The 22,228-nt window shown below is 71.1% G+C and carries 18 protein-coding genes, 1 tRNA gene and 2 pseudogenes; 10 read left to right on the forward strand and 11 right to left on the reverse strand.

What is annotated here, in order from left to right:
* The first annotated feature begins 52 nt into the window (after positions 1 to 52).
* Positions 53 to 544, forward strand: coding sequence for a GNAT family N-acetyltransferase (locus tag OG332_RS18065; RefSeq protein ID WP_327414446.1), 492 nt, complete (start codon positions 53 to 55; stop codon positions 542 to 544).
* Positions 545 to 704: 160 nt separating this feature from the next.
* Here OG332_RS18065 and OG332_RS18070 read toward each other — a convergent pair.
* A pseudogene (locus OG332_RS18070) lies at positions 705 to 890 on the reverse strand (CoA transferase); the annotation flags it as partial.
* Positions 891 to 894: 4 nt separating this feature from the next.
* Between OG332_RS18070 and OG332_RS18075 the strand changes: the two are divergent.
* Positions 895 to 1,158, forward strand: a pseudogene (locus tag OG332_RS18075) (aldo/keto reductase); the annotation flags it as partial.
* A 67-nt stretch (positions 1,159 to 1,225) separates the two neighbouring features.
* On the opposite strand, the gene OG332_RS18080 reads toward OG332_RS18075, so the two are convergent.
* Together OG332_RS18080 and OG332_RS18085 are read right to left on the reverse strand one after the other, a co-directional pair.
* Positions 1,226 to 1,471: a hypothetical protein gene (locus tag OG332_RS18080; protein WP_327414447.1), complete on the reverse strand. Its 246-nt coding sequence runs from the start codon at positions 1,469 to 1,471 to the stop codon at positions 1,226 to 1,228.
* A complete protein-coding gene (locus OG332_RS18085) occupies positions 1,462 to 5,055 on the reverse strand; it encodes a hypothetical protein (protein ID WP_327414448.1) in 3,594 nt (1,197 codons plus the stop codon). Before OG332_RS18085 ends, OG332_RS18080 begins: the two co-directional genes overlap by 10 nt.
* Positions 5,056 to 5,592: 537 nt before the next feature.
* On the opposite strand from OG332_RS18085, the gene OG332_RS18090 reads away from it, so the two are divergent.
* Positions 5,593 to 7,140 (forward strand): MFS transporter, encoded by a 1,548-nt coding sequence (locus tag OG332_RS18090; protein WP_327414449.1) that lies wholly within the window; start codon positions 5,593 to 5,595, stop codon positions 7,138 to 7,140.
* A 136-nt stretch (positions 7,141 to 7,276) separates the two neighbouring features.
* Positions 7,277 to 7,708, forward strand: coding sequence for an ester cyclase (locus OG332_RS18095; protein ID WP_327414450.1), 432 nt, complete (start codon positions 7,277 to 7,279; stop codon positions 7,706 to 7,708).
* Positions 7,709 to 7,902: 194 nt separating this feature from the next.
* Here the strand turns inward: OG332_RS18095 and OG332_RS18100 are convergent.
* The 7 genes from OG332_RS18100 to galU form a co-directional block, all read right to left on the reverse strand.
* Positions 7,903 to 7,976 (reverse strand) — tRNA-Ala (locus OG332_RS18100).
* A 78-nt stretch (positions 7,977 to 8,054) separates the two neighbouring features.
* Complete coding sequence (sepX, locus tag OG332_RS18105; protein ID WP_327414451.1) at positions 8,055 to 9,089, reverse strand: divisome protein SepX/GlpR; 1,035 nt, start codon at positions 9,087 to 9,089, stop codon at positions 8,055 to 8,057.
* A gap of 169 nt (positions 9,090 to 9,258) precedes the next feature.
* Positions 9,259 to 9,888, reverse strand: coding sequence for a GNAT family N-acetyltransferase (locus OG332_RS18110; protein ID WP_327419282.1), 630 nt, complete (start codon positions 9,886 to 9,888; stop codon positions 9,259 to 9,261).
* Positions 9,885 to 10,430, reverse strand: a complete 546-nt coding sequence (locus tag OG332_RS18115) for a MogA/MoaB family molybdenum cofactor biosynthesis protein (RefSeq protein WP_327419283.1) — start codon at positions 10,428 to 10,430, stop codon at positions 9,885 to 9,887. Before OG332_RS18115 ends, OG332_RS18110 begins: the two co-directional genes overlap by 4 nt.
* Positions 10,431 to 10,501: 71 nt before the next feature.
* Positions 10,502 to 10,981 (reverse strand): cyclic pyranopterin monophosphate synthase MoaC, encoded by a 480-nt coding sequence (moaC, locus tag OG332_RS18120; protein ID WP_327414452.1) that lies wholly within the window; start codon positions 10,979 to 10,981, stop codon positions 10,502 to 10,504.
* Between the two features lie 74 nt (positions 10,982 to 11,055).
* Complete coding sequence (gene glp / locus OG332_RS18125) at positions 11,056 to 12,393, reverse strand: molybdotransferase-like divisome protein Glp (protein ID WP_327414453.1); 1,338 nt, start codon at positions 12,391 to 12,393, stop codon at positions 11,056 to 11,058.
* Between the two features lie 4 nt (positions 12,394 to 12,397).
* Complete coding sequence (galU, locus tag OG332_RS18130) at positions 12,398 to 13,300, reverse strand: UTP--glucose-1-phosphate uridylyltransferase GalU (RefSeq protein WP_319727959.1); 903 nt, start codon at positions 13,298 to 13,300, stop codon at positions 12,398 to 12,400.
* Between the two features lie 61 nt (positions 13,301 to 13,361).
* Between galU and OG332_RS18135 the strand changes: the two genes are divergently transcribed.
* Entirely contained in the window at positions 13,362 to 14,009 is a 648-nt protein-coding gene (locus OG332_RS18135; protein WP_327414454.1) for a 5-formyltetrahydrofolate cyclo-ligase, read from the forward strand.
* Here OG332_RS18135 and OG332_RS18140 read toward each other — a convergent pair.
* Positions 14,004 to 16,871, reverse strand: a complete 2,868-nt coding sequence (locus tag OG332_RS18140; RefSeq protein WP_327414455.1) for a penicillin acylase family protein — start codon at positions 16,869 to 16,871, stop codon at positions 14,004 to 14,006. The two genes, OG332_RS18135 and OG332_RS18140, sit on opposite strands and share 6 nt — an antisense overlap.
* Before the next feature lie 215 nt (positions 16,872 to 17,086).
* Between OG332_RS18140 and OG332_RS18145 the strand changes: the two genes are divergently transcribed.
* The 5 genes from OG332_RS18145 (at position 17,087) to OG332_RS18165 (ending at position 22,181) form a co-directional block, all read left to right on the forward strand.
* Positions 17,087 to 18,613 carry a potassium/proton antiporter gene (locus OG332_RS18145; RefSeq protein WP_327419284.1) on the forward strand — a complete coding sequence of 509 codons (1,527 nt, stop codon included), beginning with the start codon at positions 17,087 to 17,089 and terminating at the stop codon, positions 18,611 to 18,613.
* Between the two features lie 366 nt (positions 18,614 to 18,979).
* Positions 18,980 to 20,335, forward strand: coding sequence for an MFS transporter (locus OG332_RS18150; RefSeq protein ID WP_327414456.1), 1,356 nt, complete (start codon positions 18,980 to 18,982; stop codon positions 20,333 to 20,335).
* A gap of 67 nt (positions 20,336 to 20,402) precedes the next feature.
* Complete coding sequence (locus tag OG332_RS18155) at positions 20,403 to 20,711, forward strand: FmdB family zinc ribbon protein (protein ID WP_327414457.1); 309 nt, start codon at positions 20,403 to 20,405, stop codon at positions 20,709 to 20,711.
* A gap of 74 nt (positions 20,712 to 20,785) precedes the next feature.
* Positions 20,786 to 21,619 (forward strand): S-methyl-5'-thioadenosine phosphorylase, encoded by an 834-nt coding sequence (locus OG332_RS18160; RefSeq protein ID WP_327414458.1) that lies wholly within the window; start codon positions 20,786 to 20,788, stop codon positions 21,617 to 21,619.
* 58 nt (positions 21,620 to 21,677) lie between these two features.
* Positions 21,678 to 22,181 (forward strand): hypothetical protein, encoded by a 504-nt coding sequence (locus OG332_RS18165; protein ID WP_327414459.1) that lies wholly within the window; start codon positions 21,678 to 21,680, stop codon positions 22,179 to 22,181.
* The last annotated feature ends 47 nt before the right edge of the window (positions 22,182 to 22,228 follow it).

Consider the following 22,228-nt stretch of genomic DNA (forward strand, 5'->3'; position numbering starts at 1 on the left):
CGTCTCACGGCGGGCACGCGGGCCCGGCGGGGCGGTTCCGTACGATATTCAGATGCCTCACCGGATACAGCTCTGCACCGTGCCGTACGACCACCCGGACGCGGTCGAACTCAACGACCAGGTCCAGCTCGAATACCGGGTGCGGTACGACGGTGAGGGCGACGCGACCTTCCTGGACCCGGCGATGTTCGCCCCGCCGCGCGGCCTGTACCTCCTCGCGTACGACGCCGCGGGCGCCCCGGTGGCGAGCGGCGGCTGGCGCATCCAGGACGAGAACGACCAGGGCTACTCGGACGGCGACGCCGAACTCAAGCGCATGTACGTGGTCCCGGAGGCCCGCGGCCTGGGCCTGGCCCGCCGCATCCTGGCCACCCTGGAAGCCGATGCCCGCGCGGCGGGCCGCCTCCGCATGGTCCTCGAAACGGGCGACCAGCAGCCGGAGGCGATAGCCCTCTACCTCTCCTCGGGCTACGCCATGTCCCGGAAATTCGGCCACTACCGCTTCCACGACTCCAGCCGCTGCATGACGAAGCCGCTGCAGTAGCCCGGCCCGACCGCACAACCCAGCACATCCAGCCCCGCCGGCGTTTGAGGCGCGGGGCCCAGGGCGGAGCCCCGATCTTCCAGCCCCGCCGGCGTTTGAGGCGCGGGGCCCGGGGCGGGGCCCCGGCAGCCGGCGCGCAGCCGGGCTACCGCGGGAGCCAGACGGCAGCGTCCGTCCCCCGCCGCGCAGCCCACGGCCCGCGCCACCCCCACGCGCACAGCTCGGCCACGACCGGCCCCGGCCGCCGCTCCAGCAGATCCGCCGGGTCGAGCCCGAAGCGCCGCAGCGCCCCGGGCCGGTACCCCGTCACCACCACGTCGGCCTCGGCCGGCAGTCCCTCGAAGACCGCCGGCGCCCACGTCCCCACCGACAAGCCGCTGGGCCCCGGCTTCGACCACGCGGGCACCGGCCCCCGCCTCCGTGCGGTCCGCGAGGTGGCCGCCGAGACGGGCGCTACCGTCAACCAGGTCGTGCTGTCCTGGCTGATGGGCGGCGACATCCCGATCCTCCCCCTGATCGGCGCCTCCTCGGTGGCCCGACTGGAGGAGAACCTGGGCGCGGTGGACCTCGACCTCACCCCGGAACAGCGCGCCCGACTCGACTCGGTGAACTGATCCGGACACGCAGAGGGGCCCGCCCGATCGTGGGATCGGACGGGCCCCTCGTCGTTCCGCGGGTCCGTCAGGAGGTGAAGTAGCCGTTCAGATCGGCGATCACATCGGCGGAACCGGTGTTGTTGTAGAAGGTCACCCGGCCGTCCACGACCGGGACGACGACCAGGTTGGAGACCGTCTGTCCGGCCGTGAAGTTGAGGTTCGACACGTTGGGACGCGGCACCCCGTGCGGCTGGACGATCAGGTGGCCGTCCTGCGTCGGGCCGGTGACGGTGACGTTGAGGACCACCGCGGTGACCCCGGTCAGCGGCACGCCCTCGACGCCGGCGATCTGCAGGCTGACGACGCCGCCCTGGCCGACGGACCCGGCGCGGGCGCCGAGACCGTAGCGGGTGTCCAGCAGCCGCACCGGCGAACCGGCGAACCGGCCGAGAACGTCGACCCGGTGGCCGAGTAGTACCCGGTGACGTCCGCGATCAGGTCCACCGAACCGGCGTTGTTGCGCAGGTCCACCTTCCCGTTCACGACCGGCACCGTCACCAGGTTCGGGACGACCTGCCCGGCGGTGAAGTTGAGGTTCGACACTCCCGGCGCCGCCTGCCCGTTCGGGTAGACGGTGACGTGGCCGGCCTCGGTCGGACCGACGGCGGTCACGTTCATGACGACCGCGGTCACCCCGCTCGCGGGGACCCCCTTCACACCGGCCACCTGAAGCGTCACGACCCCACCGGGACCGATCCGAGCCTTGTTGGCCCCAGTGCCGTCACGCGTGTCCAGGAACCGGGTGGGCGTGATCGGCGTCAGCGCGGAACCGGTGTCCGCCTTGTCGGTGTAGTACCCGGTGACGTCCGCGATCAGGTCCACCGAACCGGCGTTGTTGCGCAGGTCCACCTTCCCGTTCAGGACCGGAACGGTCACCAGGTTGGGCACGATCTGCCCCGCCGAGAAGTTGAGGTTCGACACCGCGGGCTTGGGCTGCCCGTTCGGGTAGACCATCACGTGCCCGGCCTCGGTCGGGTAAACGGCGGTCACGTTCATGACGACCGCGGTCACCCCGGTCGCCGGGACGCCCTTCACACCGGCCACCTGAAGCGTCACGACCCCACCGGGACCGATCCGAGCCTTGTTGGCCCCAGTGCCGTCACGCGTGTCCAGGAACCGTGAGGGAGCGATCGGCACGAACCGGCTCTTCGCCGGAGTCGCCGCAGCCGTCACGGTGTAGGCCTTGGGGAGGTACCCCGGGGAGGGCACGCCGCTGGTGTACCCGGTGCCGTCGAGGACCACGTCGTACTTGCCGGGCGCCAGCCCGTTGGTGTCGACCAGGACGGTCAGCTCGGTTCCGTCGGCGTTCACGGAGACCGGCTTCATGAACGTCGCGTTCGTGGTGTCGGACTTCAGCGTCACCTTGGCGCCCAGGGTGAGCCCGGTACCACGGACGACGGCCTGGGTCTGCGTCCCGGCCGCACCGGTGGCGGGGCTGATCGAAGTCGGCAACTGGTTCGGCGGGCGGGTGCACCCGCGGTCGCAGATTCCCTGGATGCTGTACTCGGCAGGGGTCTCGCTCCTGGCCGCACTCATCAGCAGCAGGGCTTCACCCGCCTCGGAGTGGCTGTCGGTCGAGCAGCCGGCGCCGAACCTTCCCCACTCGCCGCCACACTGGTACCCGAGGTACGAGTTGTCCCAATTGGCGCGGCTCAACAGGTGCAGGCCGGGCTTGAAGAAGCTCGTGGCGCTGGTGGTTCCGACGACCTTGAACGCCTGCTCGGGCTTCACGTCCATCACGGCGCAGTAGGCGGTGGAGGACTCGGTGAGCAGCCCGCTCCGTACCGGAAAGCCGTCGACCGAGACCCGGTTGGCGGTGCACTCCGGTGCCCACCCGGTCGCCGTGGCGACCTTCCAGGTGTCCACATTGGTGTGGATGGGCTTGTCCTTGTACCCGGAGGCGAGCACGATCGCGACGTACGAGGTCGAGCCGGTGACCTGGCAGGAGATGCCCCACTGCCTGCAGACGTACTTGCCGTTGGCGTCGACCGCCATCAGCTGCGTCGACGGTCCGTACCGCGGGTCCTCGAGGGTCCGCGAGCTCAGCCAGATCCTGTCGGTCGCCGCTGCGCCGACCCGGACGCAGCGGGCGTCCAGGGCCGAGGTCAGGTCGAAGGGGGTGGACTGGCCGCCGACGGTCGTCGAGGCCGGAGCGGCACACTTCGCGGTCGCCGAGACGTCACGCCGGACCACTTTGTAGGTGTCCGTTCCCCAGCCGGTGAAGACGACCATCGCGGTGTACGGCACACCGGCGCTGAGAGCACAGATGCTGGTCGAGCCGCCATCGGTCGAGCACGCCGTGGTGCCCGCGGCGTCGACCACCTGGATCGAGCCGTTCACCTTGTTCTGCTCGTTGGTGTAGTCGAGCATCTCGGCCGTGGAGTGCTTGTCCGCCGGCAGGCTCAGGCACTGCTGCCGGGCCTCCGCGCCGAGCGGGACCTCGGCGCCCCAGGAGCCGTCGAAGCCGGTCTGCGGCCAGGCGGCGCAGCCCGCGGCATCGCCGGTCCGGTGGATCACCAGCCGGAACGCCTGGGACTCCGTGCCGCTCAGCACCGCACGGAACGGGGCGGTGCCGGTCAGCTTGCAGACGTAGTACGAGTAGCCGTCCTCCTCGCACTGCTTGGCGCCGGCGGCGTCGTACATCGTGACGGCAGCGCTGGTGCCCTCGGCGGGCGGCCGGTTGAGCAGGTAGACGCCCTGGCCGCTGGCGGTCGGCAGGGTCAGGCAGAGCTGCTGCCCGGGCCCGCCGAAGGTGCCGGTGGCCGGACCGGCCACCAGGCCGTTGTCGTGCGTCGCGGTGCAGCCGCGGGTCTCCTTGGCGGAGTGGAACGCCATGCCGAACGCGCCGGCGTCGGTGCTCCGGGGGTCGACGGCCCAGGTGTGGTCACCGGGGGTCAGGTCGCAGGCGCCCTGCCCGCAGGCCGTGATCGCGGTGCCCTGGGCGTCGAACAGCGCGCCGTACGGAACGCTTCCGGAGGCGACCGGAGCGAACGTGTGGTGCGCGGCCTGCGCTACCCGCAGGGTGCGGCAGCGGGCCGTGGAGCTCAGGTCCGGGGCGGCCCCGAACGCCTGCGGTTCCACCACCGCGCAACCCTCGGGCGTGGAGAGCCGTGCCACGGTGAGGTCGTAGGTCTCGGCAGTGCCGGAGCCCTGGAGCACCGACATCCGGAACGGCGCGGTACCGGTGAGCTTGCAGTCGAGGGTCTCGCCGCGGTGGCTCTCCGTGCTGCAGACCATCTTGCCGGTGGCGTCGTAGACGTCCTGACCCACCCGGTACGTGGACGCGTAGCTGCGCAGCACGTCGTTCGCGGCCAGGTCCAGCGTGTAGCAGTCGCCCGCCGAACCCGCGGCCGGCGAGCCGTGGAACACGGTCGGGGCGCCGAGCTTGCGGTCGGCGGCGCCGACCGCCTTGCAGGCGGTGGAGGAGAGCAGCGGGACGTACGACACGGAGACGGCGTTCTCCGCACCGTAGGAGTCCGTGACCTCCAGCTTGTACGTGCCGGCCGTGCCCGTGGCGCAGCGCTGTGCCCCACCGGCACTGCCGGAACCGAGGACGTTCTCACAGGCGACCGTGGTGCCGTCCGGGGCCACCAGCTTGTAGTTGGCCCAGCGTTGGGTGACGACCTGGTACAGGACCACGTCCTTCTGCTGCGGCAGTGCGAGCGTGAAGGAGGCGGTCTTGTACGGGTCGACCGTGCAGGTGACGGTCGTGTGCGGCGCGAGGGCCGCCGGGCAGGCCTCGGCGGCGTCGCTCTTCGCGAGCGCACGCACGGCGGCCTCGCGGTCGGCCTTCGGGTCCGCCTTCGGCGGGGCCTTGGGCCCGGCCGGCGAGGAGCAACGCCCCGGAGACGACACCCGCCCGGGCGCCCCTCCCCCGTCTGTCCCGCAGTCTTCTGCCGATCGGCAGCAAGCTCATGAACCCCCCAGTTCAAGCAGGCCCGACTCCGGTGACCATCACGGGAGTTGCGGGCAGACGGAGTTTATCCGCCGGTGACTGACGGAACGCAGGGGGTTTACCCGCCGGTACGGTCACACCGGGAAAGCGGAAGGACCGGCTGTCGGCCGACGAGTAGCCGGTCGAGACTGCGGTGCTGTTCGATGGCCGCAGGAGGCGGGTGTCCATTCTGTCGGCGTACAGGTGAGTGAACCTGCCCCGGCCGCGTACGGATGAGAACGCACCGTCGCCGACGCCCTGAAAGGCTGGGCCAAAAGCCTTCCAACGCCTTTCCGGGACCGGCGGAGGGCGGCCGGCAGCGGTGCTGGATCCGCATCTGTACGAGCCCGGCATCGGGCCGCACACGTCGGCCGGGAGAAGAAGGGCCTGAAGCGGTGACCGGGTTGCGGTCGGTCCTACGAGCGGTCGGCGCCGGCCGACGTACGGGAGGTGCTGCGGTGTCGACTGCGGAGACCCCATCCACCATCGCGGTCCTCCCGATCATCTCGGGGCTCTCCCTCGCTTTCACGGTCACGGCCGTCGACCCGCTGATCCTCAGCCTGAACATGCCGCAGATCAGCCGGGCCCTCGACGTGCCGCCCGACGTCGTCGGGTTCCTGGGAGGCGCGGCGACGCTGGTCGTGGCCGCCGCCGTGCTCGCCGTGGGCAGTCTCGGGGACGCCTTCGGCCTCAAGCGGCTGCTGATGCTGGGGCTGGTCGGCGACATCGTCGTCAACCTGCTCTCCGCGCTCTCCCCCGGCTACATGTTCCTGCTGGTGATGCGCCTCCTCGACGGCCTGGCGCTGGCCGCGATGCTGGGAGTGTCGCTGGCCCTGCTCAAGGCGTCGGTGCCGGCGGAAAGACGGCCGGCGGCCATCGGCATCTTCATGGCCATCGAGATGGTGCTGTGCGGGGTGACCCCCGCGGCCGGGGGCTGGCTGGCGGAGACACTCGGCTGGCGGTGGCTGTTCCTGGTCGCCCCACTCCTGTCGCTGATCGCGCTCGGGCTGACGGCCCGGTACGTCACCGAGCCCCCCGTCCAGCAGCGCCGCGGAGTCGACGTCGTCGGCGTCAGCCTGGTCGGCCTCGCCCTGCTGACCCTCGTCCACGGCATCGCCGAGGCGGAGAACGGGATCACCCGGATCGAGGCCTGGCTGCCGTTGGTGATCAGTGCGATCACCGGCGTGCTGTTCGTGTTCCATGAGCGCCGGACACCCGAACCGGTCCTGGAGCTGTCGCTGTTCCGCAGCGGCGCGTTCACCGTGGCCGCGCTGTCCAGTCTGACGCTGAACTTCGCCGTCGCGGGGTTCAGTTTCGTCCTGGGGCAGTTCGGCAGTGTGATCCTGTCGCTGCCCCCGCGCACGATCGGCCTGCTGTTTCTGCCCGGCACCCTGCTGATCGCAGGCGCCGTCATCCTCGCCGGGCACCTGATCGAGAAGTACACCCCCCGGCCGATCCTCATCACCGGCCTGCTGTTGCTGGTCGCGAGCGGGCTGCTGATGGCGGCCACCGCCGAGCCCACGATGGCGCTGTGGATCCTCGTACTGGCCACCTGGCTCACCAACCTCGGGTCGCTGGTGGCCTCCGCCTCGGTGGCCGAGACCATCCTCTCGCACGCCCCACCCGGAAAGTCCGGCGCCGTGGCCTCCGTTCAGCCGGCGTTCGGAATGACCGGCTACGCGCTCGGCCCCGCCGTCTACCTCCTGCTGCTCAACCTCTTCTTCCAACGGCAGTGGCTCAACGACGCCGATGCGCGCGGTATGTCGGCGACCCAGGCCGAGCAGGCCGTGGACGCGACACGAAGCGCTATGGCGCGCAGTCCGGGCACCGCCGGATACGACCCGAACCTGCTCCGGCAGTCCGGACTGGACCTCGGGCTGGACTTCACCAACGGCCTGAGGCTCACCATGCTGGTCACGAGCCTCCTACCGCTCGCCCTGGCCGTGGCGGCGTACGTGCTCATGCCCCGCCGGAGCCGGACCGCACCGCAGGACCGACCGGAGTGACGGATCGAACGGCTGCTTTCCCCAGCAGGGTTCCGAACGGGGGACGGACAGGCACCCGGCAGGTCCCGCTGGGGCTGCGGGGTCGGACGCGGCGGGTCAGCATGGAAGAAGGGGATGTTTCCGAGCGGAGGTTCCCATGGCTGACAACGAGACTCTCGTCCGCGATCTCTTCCGGGCGTGGAACGACCGGGACTACGACGCCATCGCCGGGGCAGTCGCTCCGGACTGCACTCTCATCGACAAGGGCAGCGGGAGAAAGCTGGAGGGCCCGCAGGGGTTCACCTGGCTCGCCAAAACCCTGTTCAACGCGATGCCTGACGGCACGTTCACCCTCGACCGCCTCACGTCCCAGGGGGACACAGTGGTCGTCGAGTACACGGGCAGCGGGACACAGACCGGGGACCTGGTCCTGCATGCGGGCACCGTGCCCGCCACTGGACGTCACATCACGCTGCACGCGTGCGACATCTACGAGGTCAAGGACGGCAAGATCCAGGAGGGCCGGGCCTATCTGGACACCGGCGCGATTATGAGCCAGCTCGGTCTGACCGAGCAGTTGCGGGCCTGACCGCGAGAAGCGCCCCGGCCGCCGATGAAGGCCGGCACGCGCACCTGACAACCCGGCACCACACAACGGGCTCACGCCCGTCCGACAGCAGCACCGACGCCCCCACGCTCCAAAAACGCCGAGATCCCGCCCAGCCTTTCGGCTGAACGGGATCTTGTGACGATCCTCGAGAGCTACTCGCGAACTGTCGTTTGTGGACCTGTGGGGATTTGAACCCCAGACCCCCTCGATGCGAACGAGGTGCGCTACCAGACTGCGCCACAGGCCCTTGCGACGTGTGAAACATTAGCATCCCCGCGCGGCTGCTCCAAAACGCGTATTCCGGAGCGTCCGCGCAGGTCACCGATCACTCGTTGGCGGCGCGCGGGCGGTCGTCGCTCTCGTACTGGTCGAACAGCGGGGTGCGGCCGCCGGCCTGGCCGCGGGGGCGCGGGGTGGTCTGCGGATTCGCGTCCGGCTTGGGGGCCGCGGGCTGGGCGCGCAGGCGGGGTTCCGTCGGCTCGGCCGTGCTGGAGCGGGTCGCGCTCCAGGCGTCCGGGGACGCCGGGCCGGTGGCGCGGGGGGCGACCGGGGCCGTCACGTACGTCGGCAGCGGGACCGGGACCGGCTCCCAGCTGTCACCGCGGGCGGGGCCGCGTTCGCGCTCGCGCTGCTGGTCCACCCACTCGGCGTGGTCGGTCTGCTCGACGAGCGCGCGGCGCCCGGCCTCCTGCGGGGAGACCGGTGGCGCAGGGTCCGGTTCGGTGCCCGCGGGGGCGGTGTCCCCGGAGTCGCGGCGGCGCGGGCGGTTCTCCCGCAGCTGCCGCGCGGCCGCCTCGGCGCGCCGCCGGTCCATCGTGAACTCGTAGCGCCGTCGCTCCTGGACCCGCAGGTGCACGATGTACGTGCTCAGCAGCAGGGCGGGCACCGCGGGGGCCCACAGGAAACGCAGGCCGCCCACCGCCGCGACGACCGCACCGAGGGTGAAGACCAGGAAGAGGAGCGCGGTGGTGCGCCGGCGGCGTGCGAGGACCTGGAGGCGCTGTTCGCGCCGGGCCCGCTCCGCGCGCTGCTCCCGCTCGGCGGCGGCCGGTCTCGGCTCCGCCCTGGTCGGGGGCACGACGACGGCCCGGGCGTCGGCGTCGACGGAATTCACCTTTTCCGTCGCGGCGTCCGGGTCCGCGTGGGGCTGGGGCCCCGCCTCCTCGTCACCGCGCTCACGCAGCCCCTTGGCGTAACGGCGCTCCATTCCCGCCCGGCCGGAAAGCAGCCGAATGGCAGTGGAGAAGCGTTCCGTCGGACGAGCCTCGTTCAGCTCGTCCTGCCTCCGGAGCCACATGGGCACCAAGTAGGCGGCCCAGGCCCCGACAATGACTGCGTAGATGAGGCCGCTGCTGCTCACACCTCACACCGTAGAGGGACGCGGGCGGGGGGATCGGCCAATTGGGCCGGTGTGTCGCGCGATCTCGCTGATATCACGGACTTTTTTTGTGATTCTTCGGATCAGGTTATGGGCGAATCGGCCCCCGACCCCTTGCAGCGCCGATTAATTCGAACGGATATTCGGTTATCTATTTCGGCGGCGCCTGCGTGTGGCGCGCCCGGTGCCAGCGGCGCAGCAGCCCTTCCGGCACCTCCTCCACCGTGACCGCGTAGACGAGGTGGTCACGCCAGGCTCCGTCGATGTGCAGGTAGCGCGGCCGCAGCCCCTCCTCGCGCAGGCCCAGCTTCTCCACGACCCGCCGGCTCGGCCCGTTCTCGGGGCGGATGCACACCTCGATCCGGTGCAGGCCGACCTTCCCGAAGCAGTGGTCCACCGCCAGCGCGACCGCCGTCGGCATCACGCCGCGGCCCGCCACCTCGCGGTCCACCCAGTAACCGACGTGGGCCGCGCACATCGAGCCCCAGGTGATCCCGGCGACCGTCAGCTGGCCCACCAGGCGGCCCTGGTACTCGATGACGAAGGGCAGCATCCGGCCCGCGTTCGCCTCCGCCCGCAGGTGGCGGACCATCTGGCGGTACGTGGGCCGCTGTATCACCGGCCCCCACGGCGCGGGCGGCGGAATCGTCGCCTCCCACGGCCGGAGCCAGTCCCGGTTGCGCCGGTTGACCTCGCGCCAGGCCTTCTGGTCCCGCAGTCTTATCGGCCGGAGGGTCACGTCGCCGTCCGTCAAGACGACCGGCCAGGAGGGGCCGTTCAGCTCTCGCTCCCGGAGGGTCCCGCCGGTCTGGGGTGGTCGCCGCCCCGGATCTGGTCCACGGCGTGCGGAAGGATGCGGGAGAGGACGGCGAGGCCGTCGCGCACCCCGCCCGTCGAGCCGGGGAGGTTGACGATGAGGGTGTGCCCGGCGACCCCCGCCAGGCCCCGGGACAGGGCCGCGGCCGGCACCTTCGCCAGGCCTTCTGCGCGGATGGCCTGCGGAATCCCCGGAATCTCGTAGTCCAGCACCCGCGCGGTGGCGTCCGGGGTGCGGTCCGTCGGCGAGATGCCGGTGCCGCCGGTGGTCAGGATGACGTCGTACCCGCCGGCCACGCCCTCGCGCAGCGCCTGCTCGACGGGATCGCCGTCCGGGACGACCCGCGGGCCGTCCACCGTGAAGCCGAGCTCCTCCAGCGCCTGCGCCAGCAACGGGCCGCCCTTGTCGGCGTACACGCCCTGCGAGGCCCGGTTCGAGGCCGTGACGACGAGCGCCCGGCCCGTGGCGCCAGGTGCCGGTGCGGCCGCCGGTACGGGTGCGGACACGGCTTCCGGGGTCTGCGGGACGTGGTCCACGTGGCCCACGTGGCTGTGCACCTCACCGCCGCGCGGGGCGTTCACGAGCGCGCCCAGTCGCCGGACTTGCCGCCGGTCTTCTCCTCCACCCGGACGTCCGTGATGACCGCGCCCTTGTCGACCGCCTTCACCATGTCGATCACGGTGAGGCCGGCGACCGCGACGGCGGTCAACGCCTCCATCTCGACGCCCGTACGGTCGGTCGTCTTCACGGTGGCGAGGATCTCGACGGCGTCGTCGGCGACCGACAGGTCGACCTTCACGCCCGAGACCGCCAGCGGGTGGCAGAGGGGGATCAGGTCGGGGGTCTTCTTCGCCCCCATGATCCCGGCGATCCGCGCGGTGGCGAGGGCATCGCCCTTGGGGACGCCCTCGCCGCGCAGCAGCTCGATCACCCGGGGGGAGACGAGCACACGTCCACTGGCCCGGGCCGTCCGGGTGGTGACGTCCTTCTCCGAGACGTCGACCATCCGGGCCGCCCCGGCATCGTCGATGTGGGTCAGCCTGCTCTGCGTACTCATACTCTGCGCGTCGCTTCCGTCCGGGCCCCCGAGGGGCCTGTGTGGTGCAACACGCTACCCGCACCGGCCCCACTTCAGCCGAGCAGGACCACTTCCAGCTCGGTCCCGGGCTCCACCGAGGTGACGTCCTCCGGTACGACCATCAGCGAGTCGGCGTGCGCCAGCGCGGCGATCAGGTGGGAGCCCGATCCGCCGACCGGGCTGACCGTGCCGCTCTCGGCGTCGTACGTGCCGCGCAGGAACTGGCGGCGGCCGGCCGGGGAGCCGAGCGCCTTGTCGGCCGTCAGCACCGCCCGCACGCTCGGCCGCCGGACCTCGGTCTCCGGCAGGCCCATCAGGGTGCGGATCGCGGGGCGCACGAACAGCTCGAAAGAGACGTACGAGGACACCGGGTTGCCGGGCAGGGCCAGCAGCGGGGTGTGGTCCGGGCCGATCGTGCCGAAGCCCTGCGGCTTGCCGGGCTGCATGGCGAGCTTGCGGAAGTCGATCCCGCCGCCCTCCACGTCGTCGTCGCCCGTGCCGACGGAGGACAGCGCCTCCTTGACCACGTCGTAGGCGCCGACGCTGACCCCGCCCGTGGTGACGAGCAGGTCGGCGCGGATCAGCTGGTCCTCGATGGTGGCGCGCAGGGTGTCGGCGTCGTCGGCGACGGCGCCGACCCGGTACGCGATGGCTCCGGCGTCCCGGGCGGCCGCGGCGAGCGCGAAGCTGTTGGAGTCGTAGATCGTGCCCGAGGTGAGCGCCTCGCCGGGCTGGACCAGCTCGCTGCCGGTGGACAGGACCACCACGCGCGGCCGCGGCCGTACGCGGACGGTGCCGCGCCCGATGGCGGCCAGCAGGGCGATCTGCGGCGGCCCGAGGATGGTTCCGGCCGCCAGCGCCAGGTCGCCGGCCTGTACGTCGCTGCCGCGCGCGCGGACGTGCGCCCGTGCCTCGGCGGCGCGGTGCACCCGCACCTCGCCGCCCGCGTGCTCGGGGGCGGCGCTGGCCGGGGTCATCCCGGCGGCCGCGCCCCCGCCCGTGCCGCCGTCGGTCCACTCGACCGGTACGACGGCTTCCGCGCCGGGCGGCAGCGGGGCGCCGGTCATGATGCGGGCGGCCTCGCCGGGGCCCACGGTGGGCAGCTCACCGCTGCCCGCCGCGACGTCCCCGACGACCGTCAGCACCGCGGGGAACTCCTCGCTCGCACCCTGGACGTCGGCCGTGCGGACGGCGTAGCCGTCCATGGAGCTGTTGTCGAAGGGCGGGAGGGCGACGGGCACGGTGACGTCCTCGACCAGGACACAGCCCTGGGCGTCCAGCAGCTGGAGCTCGATGGGCTCCAGCGGCCGGACGGCCGCGAGGACGTCCGCGAGGTGCTCGTCCACGGACCACAGACGGTGGCCGGTGTCCTGCGGTGCGGAACTGCTCAAGGTGCTACATCTCCTCCGTGACGTAACGGTGAAGCCAGGTGCGGAACTCCGGGCCGAGGTCCTCGCGCTCGCACGCGAGGCGGACGATGGCCCGCAGGTAGTCGCCGCGGTCCCCGGTGTCGTAGCGACGGCCCCGGAAGACCACGCCGTGCACCGGACCGCCGACGCTCTCGTCGGCGGCAAGCTTCTGCAGGGCGTCGGTGAGCTGGATCTCCCCGCCGCGGCCCGGCTCGGTCTCCCGCAGTATGTCGAAGATCGCGGGGTTGAGGACGTAACGTCCGATAACCGCGAAATTGCTGGGCGCGTCCTCGGGCTCCGGCTTCTCGACGAGGCCGGTGATGCGGACCACGTCCGGCTCGTCGGTGGCCTCGACGGCGGCGCAGCCGTAGAGGTGGACGCTGGCCGGGTCGACCTCCATGAGCGCGATGACGGTGCCGCCGGTGCGGGCGTAGATGTCGGCCATCTGACGCAGCAGCGGGTCGCGCGGGTCGATGAGGTCGTCACCGAGCAGGACGGCGAAGGGCTCGCGGCCGACGTGCGGCTCGGCGCAGAGCACGGCGTGGCCGAGGCCCCGCGGGTCGCCCTGGCGGACGTAGTGCATCGTCGCGAGGTCGCTGGATTCCTGGACCTTCTTCAGCCGGTCGTCGTCGCCCTTGGCGATGAGGGCCGACTCCAGCTCGTAGTTCCGGTCGAAGTGGTCTTCCAGGGCACGCTTGTTACGCCCAGTGATCATCAGCACGTCGTCGAGCCCGGCCGCGACGGCCTCCTCGACCACGTACTGGATGGCCGGCTTGTCCACAACCGGGAGCATTTCCTTCGGGGTCGCCTTGGTCGCCGGAAGGAAGCGAGTACCGAGGCCAGCGGCCGGAATCACGGCCTTCTTGATCACGGGGTGCAACATAGTCATGCCCCGAACGATAGTGGGTCCTGCCGAACGCCTGACGAGATCGCAGCAGGTAGATCCATGTATGACCCGATTCGCAAGGATATTTGGTTTCCTCGTGACCGAGAACCCGCCCACCGCGTCCGCGAAGGCCGGGCTGCGCCGAGAACTCCTCGCCGCACGCCGTGCCTTGTCCCCCGAGACCTGCCGCACGTCGGCCGCCGCACTCGCCGTCAGGGCCCTCGAACTGCCCGAACTGGCCGACGCGCACACGGTGGCGGCCTACGTCTCCGTCGGCACCGAACCCGGCACCCGCGCACTCCTCGACGCCCTGCGCGCGGCCGGCAAGCGCGTGCTGCTGCCCCTGCTGCTGCCCGACAACGACCTCGACTGGGCGGCGTACGAAGGCCCGCAGAGCCTCGCCGAGGCCGCCCACCCCGGAAAGATGCGGCTGCTGGAGCCCACCGGGCCGGCGCTCGGGCCGGACGCGGTGACCGGGGCCGACGCCGTGCTGCTGCCCGGCCTCGCGGTCGACGGGCGCGGCATGCGGCTCGGCCGCGGCGGAGGCTCGTACGACCGCGTGCTGGAGCGGCTGGGACGCGCCGGGGCCCATCCCGCGCTGGTGGTGCTCCTCTACGACGACGAGGTGGTCGCGCGGGTCCCGGAGGAACCGCACGACCACCCCGTACAAGCGGTGGCGACCCCGTCGGGGGTGCGCCGCTTCAGCTCATGAACCCTCCGGCTTGAGGGTCAGGGTGTCGACCGTGGCCTTCTCGACGGCGTCCTTGCCGAAGGGCCACTCCAACAGCTCGCCCTTGGCCCACATCGTCGTCTGGTCCGTGTAGTGGGAGTTGTACGCGTGCCCCGAGGCGCCCGTCAGGTTGATCCAGCGGGACTTGTCGAGGTCGTTGAGGTTGACCACCATGCGCATCGACGGCACCCACGTGACCCCGTACCCACTGGAGGCGTTCCAGCCGGTCGCGTTGACGGTGGCCTCGCCGCCGCCCAGGTTCCACGGGCCGCGGTTGAGGAGCCACTGCATGAAGCCGGGGCCCTCGGTGCCGATCGTCTGGTTCTTCAGGTTCAGCTGGTGCAGCCGGCCCCAGCTCCAGGTGGACTGGTCCTTGCCGAGCTTGGCGGTGAGCTCCCAGCGGGCGTCCTTCATGGCCCGGGCGAACAGCTCGTCGCGGGTGGTGGTCTCCGGCTGGGTGAGGGTCCTGGGCGAGCTCCACCACTGCGACTTCTCGTCCTTGACCAGGCGGCGGACCACCTCGAACCAGCGGTCGCCGCCGTCCGGCTGCGCCGAGTCGGGGCCGCGGGTGCCGCATTCGCGGACGGTCTTGGCGAGGTCGTCGGCGGGGCCGGTGCCGTTGCCGTTGCCGAGGACGTTCATGCAGCTGCCCTCGATCCGCAGCTCCTTGGGCATCTTGTCGCCGAAGGACAGCTTGAGGATGTTGCGCCAGACCGCGTTGAAGTAGGCGGCGGCCGCCGAGTCGGGCTCCTGGGTGTAGTTCCAGCCGTCCAGCAGCTTCTGCGCGGCGCGCACACCCGGGTCGGAGACCTGGATCTTCGACAGCATCGGGGTCAGCAGCGCGGCGATCTCGCTGCTGTTGTCCATCTGCATGGTGCGCATGTCATCGGTCGAGATCTTCCCGCCGTCCTTGATCTTCGCCTCGATGAGGTCGTTGATCCGCTGGCTGCGGGCGCCGTAGCCCCAGTCGGTGGTCAGCAGGTACGGGTACTTGCCCGCGCCGGTCCCGCTCTCCACGACGGCCTGGTTGGCGGTGACGATGTAGCCGCGCGACGGGTTGGAGTCGAAGGGCATCTCGCTCTGCGGGATGTAGCCGGCGTTGCCGTCCTTGCCGCCCTTCCAGGCGTACTTGGAGTCCCAGCCGGGGGCGGGCATCCGGCCGTCGCCCTGGCCGCGCATCGGGATGCGGCCCGGGGCCTGGTAGCCGATGTTGCCGTTGAGGTTCTTGCCGTCGGCGTAGATCAGGTTCTGCGAGGGGACCTCGAAGTCGGCGGCCGCCTTGCGGAAGTCGTCGAAGGTCTTGGCCCGGTCGAGCTTGAAGACCGCGTCCATCGACTTGCCCGGGTCCAGCGCGGTCCAGCGCAGGGCGACGGCGTAACCGTCGCCGCGGTCGGGGGCGGAGCTGGCCACGGGGGCGCGGGTGCCGACCGTGGCGAGCTCCTCGCTGCGGTCGGAGACGAGCGGGCCGTTGTTGGTGGTGCGGACGGTGATCTTCTTGCTGTCGCCGCCGGCGACCTTGATGACCTCTTCACGGGTGGTGAAGGGGAGCACCTTGCCGTCGTAGACGTAGCCCTCGGGCTTGACCTGCTCCAGGAAGAGGTCGGTGACGTCGGCGCCGAGGTTGGTCATGCCCCAGGCGATGTCGGCGTTGTGGCCGATGACCACGCCCGGCATGCCGGAGAAGGTGTAGCCGGCCACGTCGTACTGGCACTGGGCCGAGACGGTGCGGCAGTGCAGGCCCATCTGGTACCAGACCGAGGGCAGCTGCGGGGACAGGTGCGGGTCGTTCGCGAGCAGCGGCTTGCCGGTGGTCGTGTACTTGCCCGAGACGACCCAGGAGTTCGAACCGATGCCGCTGCCGTTGGGGCCGAGGATCGCGGGGACCTTGTCCAGGGTGGCGGCGAGGGCGGTCAGCTGGTTGCGCAGGCCCACGGTCGCGCCCTGCGCGGTGACGTTGTCGGCGAGGCCGGTTCCCGTGGCGGCCGGGCCCGCGGAGGCCTGGGAGCCCAGAGCGGTGGCGCTGCCCGAGCCGGTGCCGTTGGAGCCGGTGCCGTTGGAGCCGGAGCCCGTGCCGCCGGAGGCCTGGGGTGCGTACTTTCCGCCCTCGACCTTGCCTCCCTCGACGATCGGCTTGTTCCGGTCGAAGGGGTACGGCGGGTAGAGCTCGTCGATCTGCGCCGCCGAGAGCTTGCTCGACATCAGCGCGCGGTCGATCTCGTCCTGCATGTTGCCGCGCAGGTCCCACGCCATCGCCTTGAGCCAGGCCACCGAGTCCACCGGCGACCACTGCTCGGGCTGGTAGCCGTCGCTCAGCTTGAGCGCCGCGTGCTCGACGGAGAGGTCCTTGCCGGACTTACCCTTCAGGTACGCGTTGACCCCGTCGGAGTAGGCCTGCAGATACTTCTTCGTCTCGGCCGACAGCTTGGTGTCGTACTCGGCCTGCGCGACCTGGCGCCAGCCGAGCGTGCGCAGGAAGGCGTCGGTCTCGACCTGGCCGGAACCGAACATCTCCGAGAGCCGCCCGGAGGTCATGTGGCGGCGTACGTCCATCTCCCAGAACCGGTCCTGCGCGTGCACGAAGCCCTGTGCGCGGAAGAGGTCGTCGTCGTTGTCCGCGTAGAGCTGGGGAATGCCGTGGTCGTCTCGCTTGACCTCGACGGTCCCGGTCAGGCCCGGCACCTTGAGGGAGCCGGTCGTCTGGGGGAACGAGGCGCGCACGCTGTCCACGCCCCAGTACGCCCCGTAGCCGAGGCCCGCGAAGAGCGCCAGGACCAGTACGAGCACGATCAGACGGGCACGTCGTCCCTTCTTCTTGGCGGGAGGAGCGGTTTCGTTGGCGGGCATCGCTGTCCTTAGAGGGGCAGGGTGGTCCTGGGAGTTCTGGGAGCAACCATAGGCGCAGGACCGTCTTCGTTGATCCTCCAGGGGTAGAGGTCCGAACGACAGGGGCGGACAGGCGTTTCACAATGTGGTTATCGCGTAAAGGGCGCGTCAAAGATTAGGTAAGGTAACGAACTACTTGCCGAACTTGTCGCCGGGAGGATCGATCCGCCGGGCGCATTGAGGAGGGCCGCCCGCTGACTGTCCACACGCTCAATGAGCTTCTGCTGGTCTGCTCGCTCGTACTGCTCGTCGCCGTCGCGGCGGTGCGCATCTCTTCACGCAGCGGCCTGCCCAGCCTGCTCATCTACCTCGGCATAGGCGTCGCGATAGGCCAGGACGGCATAGGCAACGTCGTATTCGACAACGCCGAGCTGACCCAGGTCATCGGTTATGCCGCGCTCGTGGTGATCCTCGCCGAGGGCGGTCTGGGCACGAAGTGGAAAGAGATCAAGCCGGCCCTGCCGGCGGCGATCACGCTGTCACTGGTGGGCGTGGCGATCAGCGTGGGCGTGACGGCGGCAGGAGCGCACTACCTGGTCGGACTGGAATGGCGCCAAGCCCTCCTGATCGGCGCGGTCGTCTCCTCGACCGACGCGGCGGCCGTCTTCTCGGTGCTGCGGAAGGTCCCGCTGCCCTCGCGGATCACGGGCGTCCTGGAGGCCGAGTCCGGCTTCAACGACGCACCCGTCGTCATCCTGGTGGTGGCCTTCTCCACCGTCGGCCCGGTGGACGAGTGGTACGTCCTGCTCGGCAAGATCGCGCTGGAGCTGGCGATCGGCGCCGCGATCGGCCTCACGGTCGGCTTCCTGGGCGCGTACGGCCTGCGGCACGTGGCCCTGCCCGCCTCCGGCCTCTACCCGATCGCCGTCATGGCCATCGCCATCACGGCCTACGCGGCCGGCGCGATCGCGCACGGCTCCGGCTTCCTGGCCGTGTACCTCGCCGCGATGGTGCTCGGGAACGCGAAGCTCCCGCACTGGCCGGCCACCCGGGGATTCGCGGACGGGCTCGGCTGGATCGCCCAGATCGGCATGTTCGTACTGCTCGGCCTGCTGGTCACCCCGCACGAGCTGATCCACGACTTCTGGCCCGCCGTGGTCATCGGGCTGGTGCTCACGATGGTGGCGCGGCCCCTGGAGGTCTTCATCAGCCTGCTGCCCTTCCGGATCCCGTGGCAGGAGCAGGCCCTCATGTCGTGGGCGGGCCTGCGCGGCGCCGTGCCCATCATCCTGGCGACCATCCCGATGGTGTCCGGGATCGAGGGCAGCGACCGCGTCTTCAACATCGTCTTCGTGCTGGTCGTCGTCTACACCCTGGTGCAGGGGCCGACCCTGCCCTGGCTGGCGCGCAAGCTGAACCTCGGCAAGGGCGAGGAGACCGCGTCCGACCTCGGCATCGAGTCGGCGCCGCTGGAGAAGCTGCGCGGACACCTGCTCTCGTTCGAGATCCCGCCGGCCTCGCGGATGCACGGCGTGGAGGTGAGCGAGCTGCGGCTGCCGCCGGGAGCCTCGGTCACGCTGGTGGTCCGGGAGGCGAAGAGCTTCGTACCGCTGCCGTCGACCGTGCTGCGGCGCGGGGACGAGCTGCTGGTGGTGGCCACGGATCCGGTACGGGACGCGGCCGAGGCACGGCTGCGGGCGGTGGCGCGGGGCGGCAAGCTGGCGGGGTGGCTGGGCACGGGGAACGGGACCGGGCCGCATTAGAGCAACGTTCTCATTCGGCATTTTCACTGCGATCTGCCCGAATTTGTCCCCATTTCCAAGCCTCTCACGTGCGAAGCTCCCGTTAATCACAGGTGAAGACATGGCCTGTCACCGTAATCACAGGGCGTGGTAGAGGCTTCCCCTGTACGATGAAGGCACAACAGATCGAACCAACTCTGCCTGACGCAGAGCTGGCGCGACCGCAAAGCGGCCGTGGCTCCCTCCCGCATCGGGTGCCCAGGTATCACTCGGTTCTGCGCAAGAGGACAGCTCTCGGGGCTCCCACATGTACGGGTGCGGCCGCTCACAAGGCGAAGCACCGTCCGCAGACGGGGAAGCTCTACCAGGCAGCGGAAAGGCAAGGCCGTGACATCCGCGGTCACGACCGACAAGTTCGCCCGCCCGGGCTACGGGCAGCTCATGCGCACGCCCGGCGCCCTCGGCTTCGTACTCCCCGGCTTCGCAGCACGACTCCCCTTCGGCATGCTGACCATCAGCATCCTGCTCCTGGTCCAGCACACCACCGGTTCCTACGGCAGCGCCGGCATCGTCGCCGCCGTCACCGGCGTCTCGATGGCGCTCTCCGCCCCCGTGATGGGCATCTTCACCGACCGCTTCGGCCAGAGCGCCGTCCTGCTCCCCGTGGTCCTCGCGCACGCCGCCGCCGTCAGCGGCCTGGCCGCGCTCGCCCTCGCGGGCGCTCCGGTCTGGGCACTGGCACTGGCCGCCGTACCCGCGGGCGCCTCGGTGCCGCAGGTGGGCCCGATGGTCCGGGCCCGCTGGGCCGCCAAGCTGGAGGGCTCGCCGCTGCTGCCCACGGCCGCCGCGTTCGAGTCCGTCACCGACGAGTTCACCTTCGTCGTCGGCCCGGTCCTGGCGACCGCCCTGTGCACCGGCGTCCACCCGGCCGCCGGCCTGGTCACCGAGGCCACGCTGACGCTGCTCGGCGGCCTGCTCTTCGCGGCCCGGCGCGCCACCCAGCCCAAGCCGCACGCCCCGACGGCCGCCGGTGAGAAGCGCGCCTTCGCCCTGTCCTTCCCGGGCCTGCGCGTCCTGATCTTCGCCTTCCTCGGGATCGGCGCCGTCTTCGGCGGCATGCAGGTGTCGCTCGCCGCCTTCTCCAACGAGATCGGCAACCCCGGCGCCAACGGCCTGCTCTACGGCGTCTTCGCCGCGGGCAACATGATCGCCGGCATCGCCATGGGCGCCGTCGCCTGGAAGATCGGCCCGCGTCGCCGGCTGATCCTGGGCTACATCGGCCTCACCGTCGCCGCGTCCGTCCTGTGGGCCGCCCACTCGATGATCCTGCTGGGCGCGCTCGGCCTGGTCGTCGGTCTGTTCATCGCCCCGGCGCTGATCACCGGCTACACGATGGTCGAGCAGCTCGTCCCGGCGAACGCCCGGACCGAGGCCTTCACCTGGCTGACCGGTTCGATCGCCTTCGGTCAGGCCATCGCCGTCATCCTGGCCGGCCGCCTGACGGACGCGCACGGATCCTCGTACGGCTTCCTGGTGCCCATGGGCGCCACCGCGCTCGCGCTGGCCACCCTGCTGGCACTGCGTGCGAAGCTGGCCCCGAAGGCCCCGAGCCGGATCGTGAACGCGTCCGGGCCGGCGGACGCGACCGCCGCTCCGGCGGGCTCGACCGCCTCCGTGCCGGCCTCCCGTAACCGGGTGAACGAGCGTGGGATGGGTCACCGCGTACCGGTGACGGTGGACTGATCCGCCGGAATACGTCACCATGGAGCGTCGTTAGCACTCATTGAGTCAGAGTGCCAGGAGGAAATTCGTGCCGACCTACCAGTACCAGTGCACCGAGTGCGGTGAGGGCCTTGAGGCCGTGCAGAAGTTCACCGATGACGCACTGACCGTGTGCCCGAGCTGCGACGGACGCCTGAAGAAGGTGTTCTCCGCGGTCGGCATCGTCTTCAAGGGCTCCGGTTTCTACCGGAACGACAGCCGTGGCGCTTCGTCGAGCAGCACCCCTGCCTCGAAGCCGGCCTCGAGCTCGTCCTCGTCCACGACGTCGACCGCCGCCGCTCCTGCCGCTTCGTCCTCCTCGACGTCGTCGAGCAGCAGCTCCACGTCGGCAGCCTGATCGCTTCGCCGAAGGCCCCGCCCGCCCCTGACCGGGCAGCGGGGCCTTCGGCATGCCCGGTTAGGGTGGGCCGCATGGTGAACGCAGAGATCGGTGTCATCGGCGGCTCGGGCTTCTACTCCTTCCTGGAGGACGTCTCCGAGATCCAGGTGGAGACCCCCTACGGGCCTCCCAGCGACTCCCTGCACGTGGGTGAGCTGGCCGGCCGCCAGGTGGCCTTCCTCCCCCGGCACGGACGCAGCCACACCGTCCCGCCGCACAAGATCAACTACCGGGCCAACCTGTGGGCCCTGCGCTCGGTCGGCGTCCGCCAGGTGCTGGGCCCGTGCGCGGTCGGCGGCCTGCGGGCCGAGTACGGGCCGGGCACGCTGCTCGTTCCCGACCAGCTGGTCGACCGTACGAAGTCGCGCGTGCAGACCTTCTTCGACGGGGAGCCGCTGCCGGACGGTTCTGTTCCGAACGTCGTGCACACCACCTTCGCCGACCCGTACTGCCCGGTGGGCCGGTCGGTGGCGATCGCGGCGGCCCGGGGCCGCGACTGGGAGCCGGTGGACGGCGGAACCATGGTCGTCATAGAGGGGCCCCGCTTCTCGACGCGCGCGGAGTCGCAGTGGCACGCCGCGGCGGGCTGGTCGGTCGTCGGCATGACCGGGCACCCCGAGGCGTTCCTCGCGCGCGAGCTGGGGCTCTGCTACACCTCGATGGCCCTGGTCACGGACCTGGACGCGGGCGCCGAAACGGGCGAGGGCGTCTCCCACACCGAGGTCCTGAAGGTGTTCGGCGAGAACGTCGGGCGGCTGCGCGAGGTCCTCTTCGATGCGGTGGCGGCCCTGCCGTCGACGGAGTCCCGCGCCTGCCTGTGCACGCACGCGCACGACGGCTGGGACCTGGGCATCGAGCTGCCGTAGTCCCCCTTGCCGCCGGCTTCGCAGCAGCGTTGTCAGTGGCGGCCCCTAGCCTGCGCACATGGGAGATTGGGGTGGGATGGCCGTGGCGCATGCCACGGCGGAGGAGCTGCGGGAGTTCGCGGCGGAGGCCGGGTGCGCGGGCGTCGACGGCGACGCGGACCTGGGCGGTGGCTGGTCGGCCGTGTACCACCCCGACCAGCCGGACGGCGCCGCGGCGGCGCTGGCGCGGCGAACCGGGGCGCCGGTGCTCACGGTGGCCTACCTCGACAGCGACGTCGGCTTCGTCGAGGCCGCCACCTTCGCCGGGGGCCGCTGGAAGGCGCTGCTGAACCGGGACACGGCCGAGGACTACGAGATACCCGTCGACCGGTTCCCCGTGGAGGCTGCCCTGGCGGGCGCGCTCGACTGGGCGGCCGCAGCCGGGCTGAGCGCCGACCCGGACGGGATCCGGGCCGCTCTCACCGGCTCCGAGGCCTTCGCGGAGGACCTCACGGACCGGCTCCTCGGCGCGCTCGGGATGGACCGCGCCGCACTCGGCTCGCTCGGCGGGGAAAGCGCGTAGCGGCTGTCACGTTCGGCGCCGCTGTCCGGTCCTCCCTGGTGAAGGCG

The organism is Streptomyces sp. NBC_01233 (genome assembly GCF_035989305.1).
Taxonomy (GTDB): domain Bacteria; phylum Actinomycetota; class Actinomycetes; order Streptomycetales; family Streptomycetaceae; genus Streptomyces.

Coding starts and splice junctions, on each gene's coding strand:
- OG332_RS18065 (WP_327414446.1), top strand. CDS start 53: ATGCCTCACCGGATACAGCTCTGCACCGTGCCGTACGACCACCCGGAC.
- OG332_RS18095 (WP_327414450.1), top strand. CDS start 7,277: ATGGCTGACAACGAGACTCTCGTCCGCGATCTCTTCCGGGCGTGGAAC.
- moaC (WP_327414452.1), bottom strand. CDS start 10,981: ATGAGTACGCAGAGCAGGCTGACCCACATCGACGATGCCGGGGCGGCC.
- galU (WP_319727959.1), bottom strand. CDS start 13,300: ATGACTATGTTGCACCCCGTGATCAAGAAGGCCGTGATTCCGGCCGCT.
- OG332_RS18135 (WP_327414454.1), top strand. CDS start 13,362: ATGACCCGATTCGCAAGGATATTTGGTTTCCTCGTGACCGAGAACCCG.
- OG332_RS18140 (WP_327414455.1), bottom strand. CDS start 16,871: ATGCCCGCCAACGAAACCGCTCCTCCCGCCAAGAAGAAGGGACGACGT.
- OG332_RS18160 (WP_327414458.1), top strand. CDS start 20,786: ATGGTGAACGCAGAGATCGGTGTCATCGGCGGCTCGGGCTTCTACTCC.
- OG332_RS18165 (WP_327414459.1), top strand. CDS start 21,678: ATGGGAGATTGGGGTGGGATGGCCGTGGCGCATGCCACGGCGGAGGAG.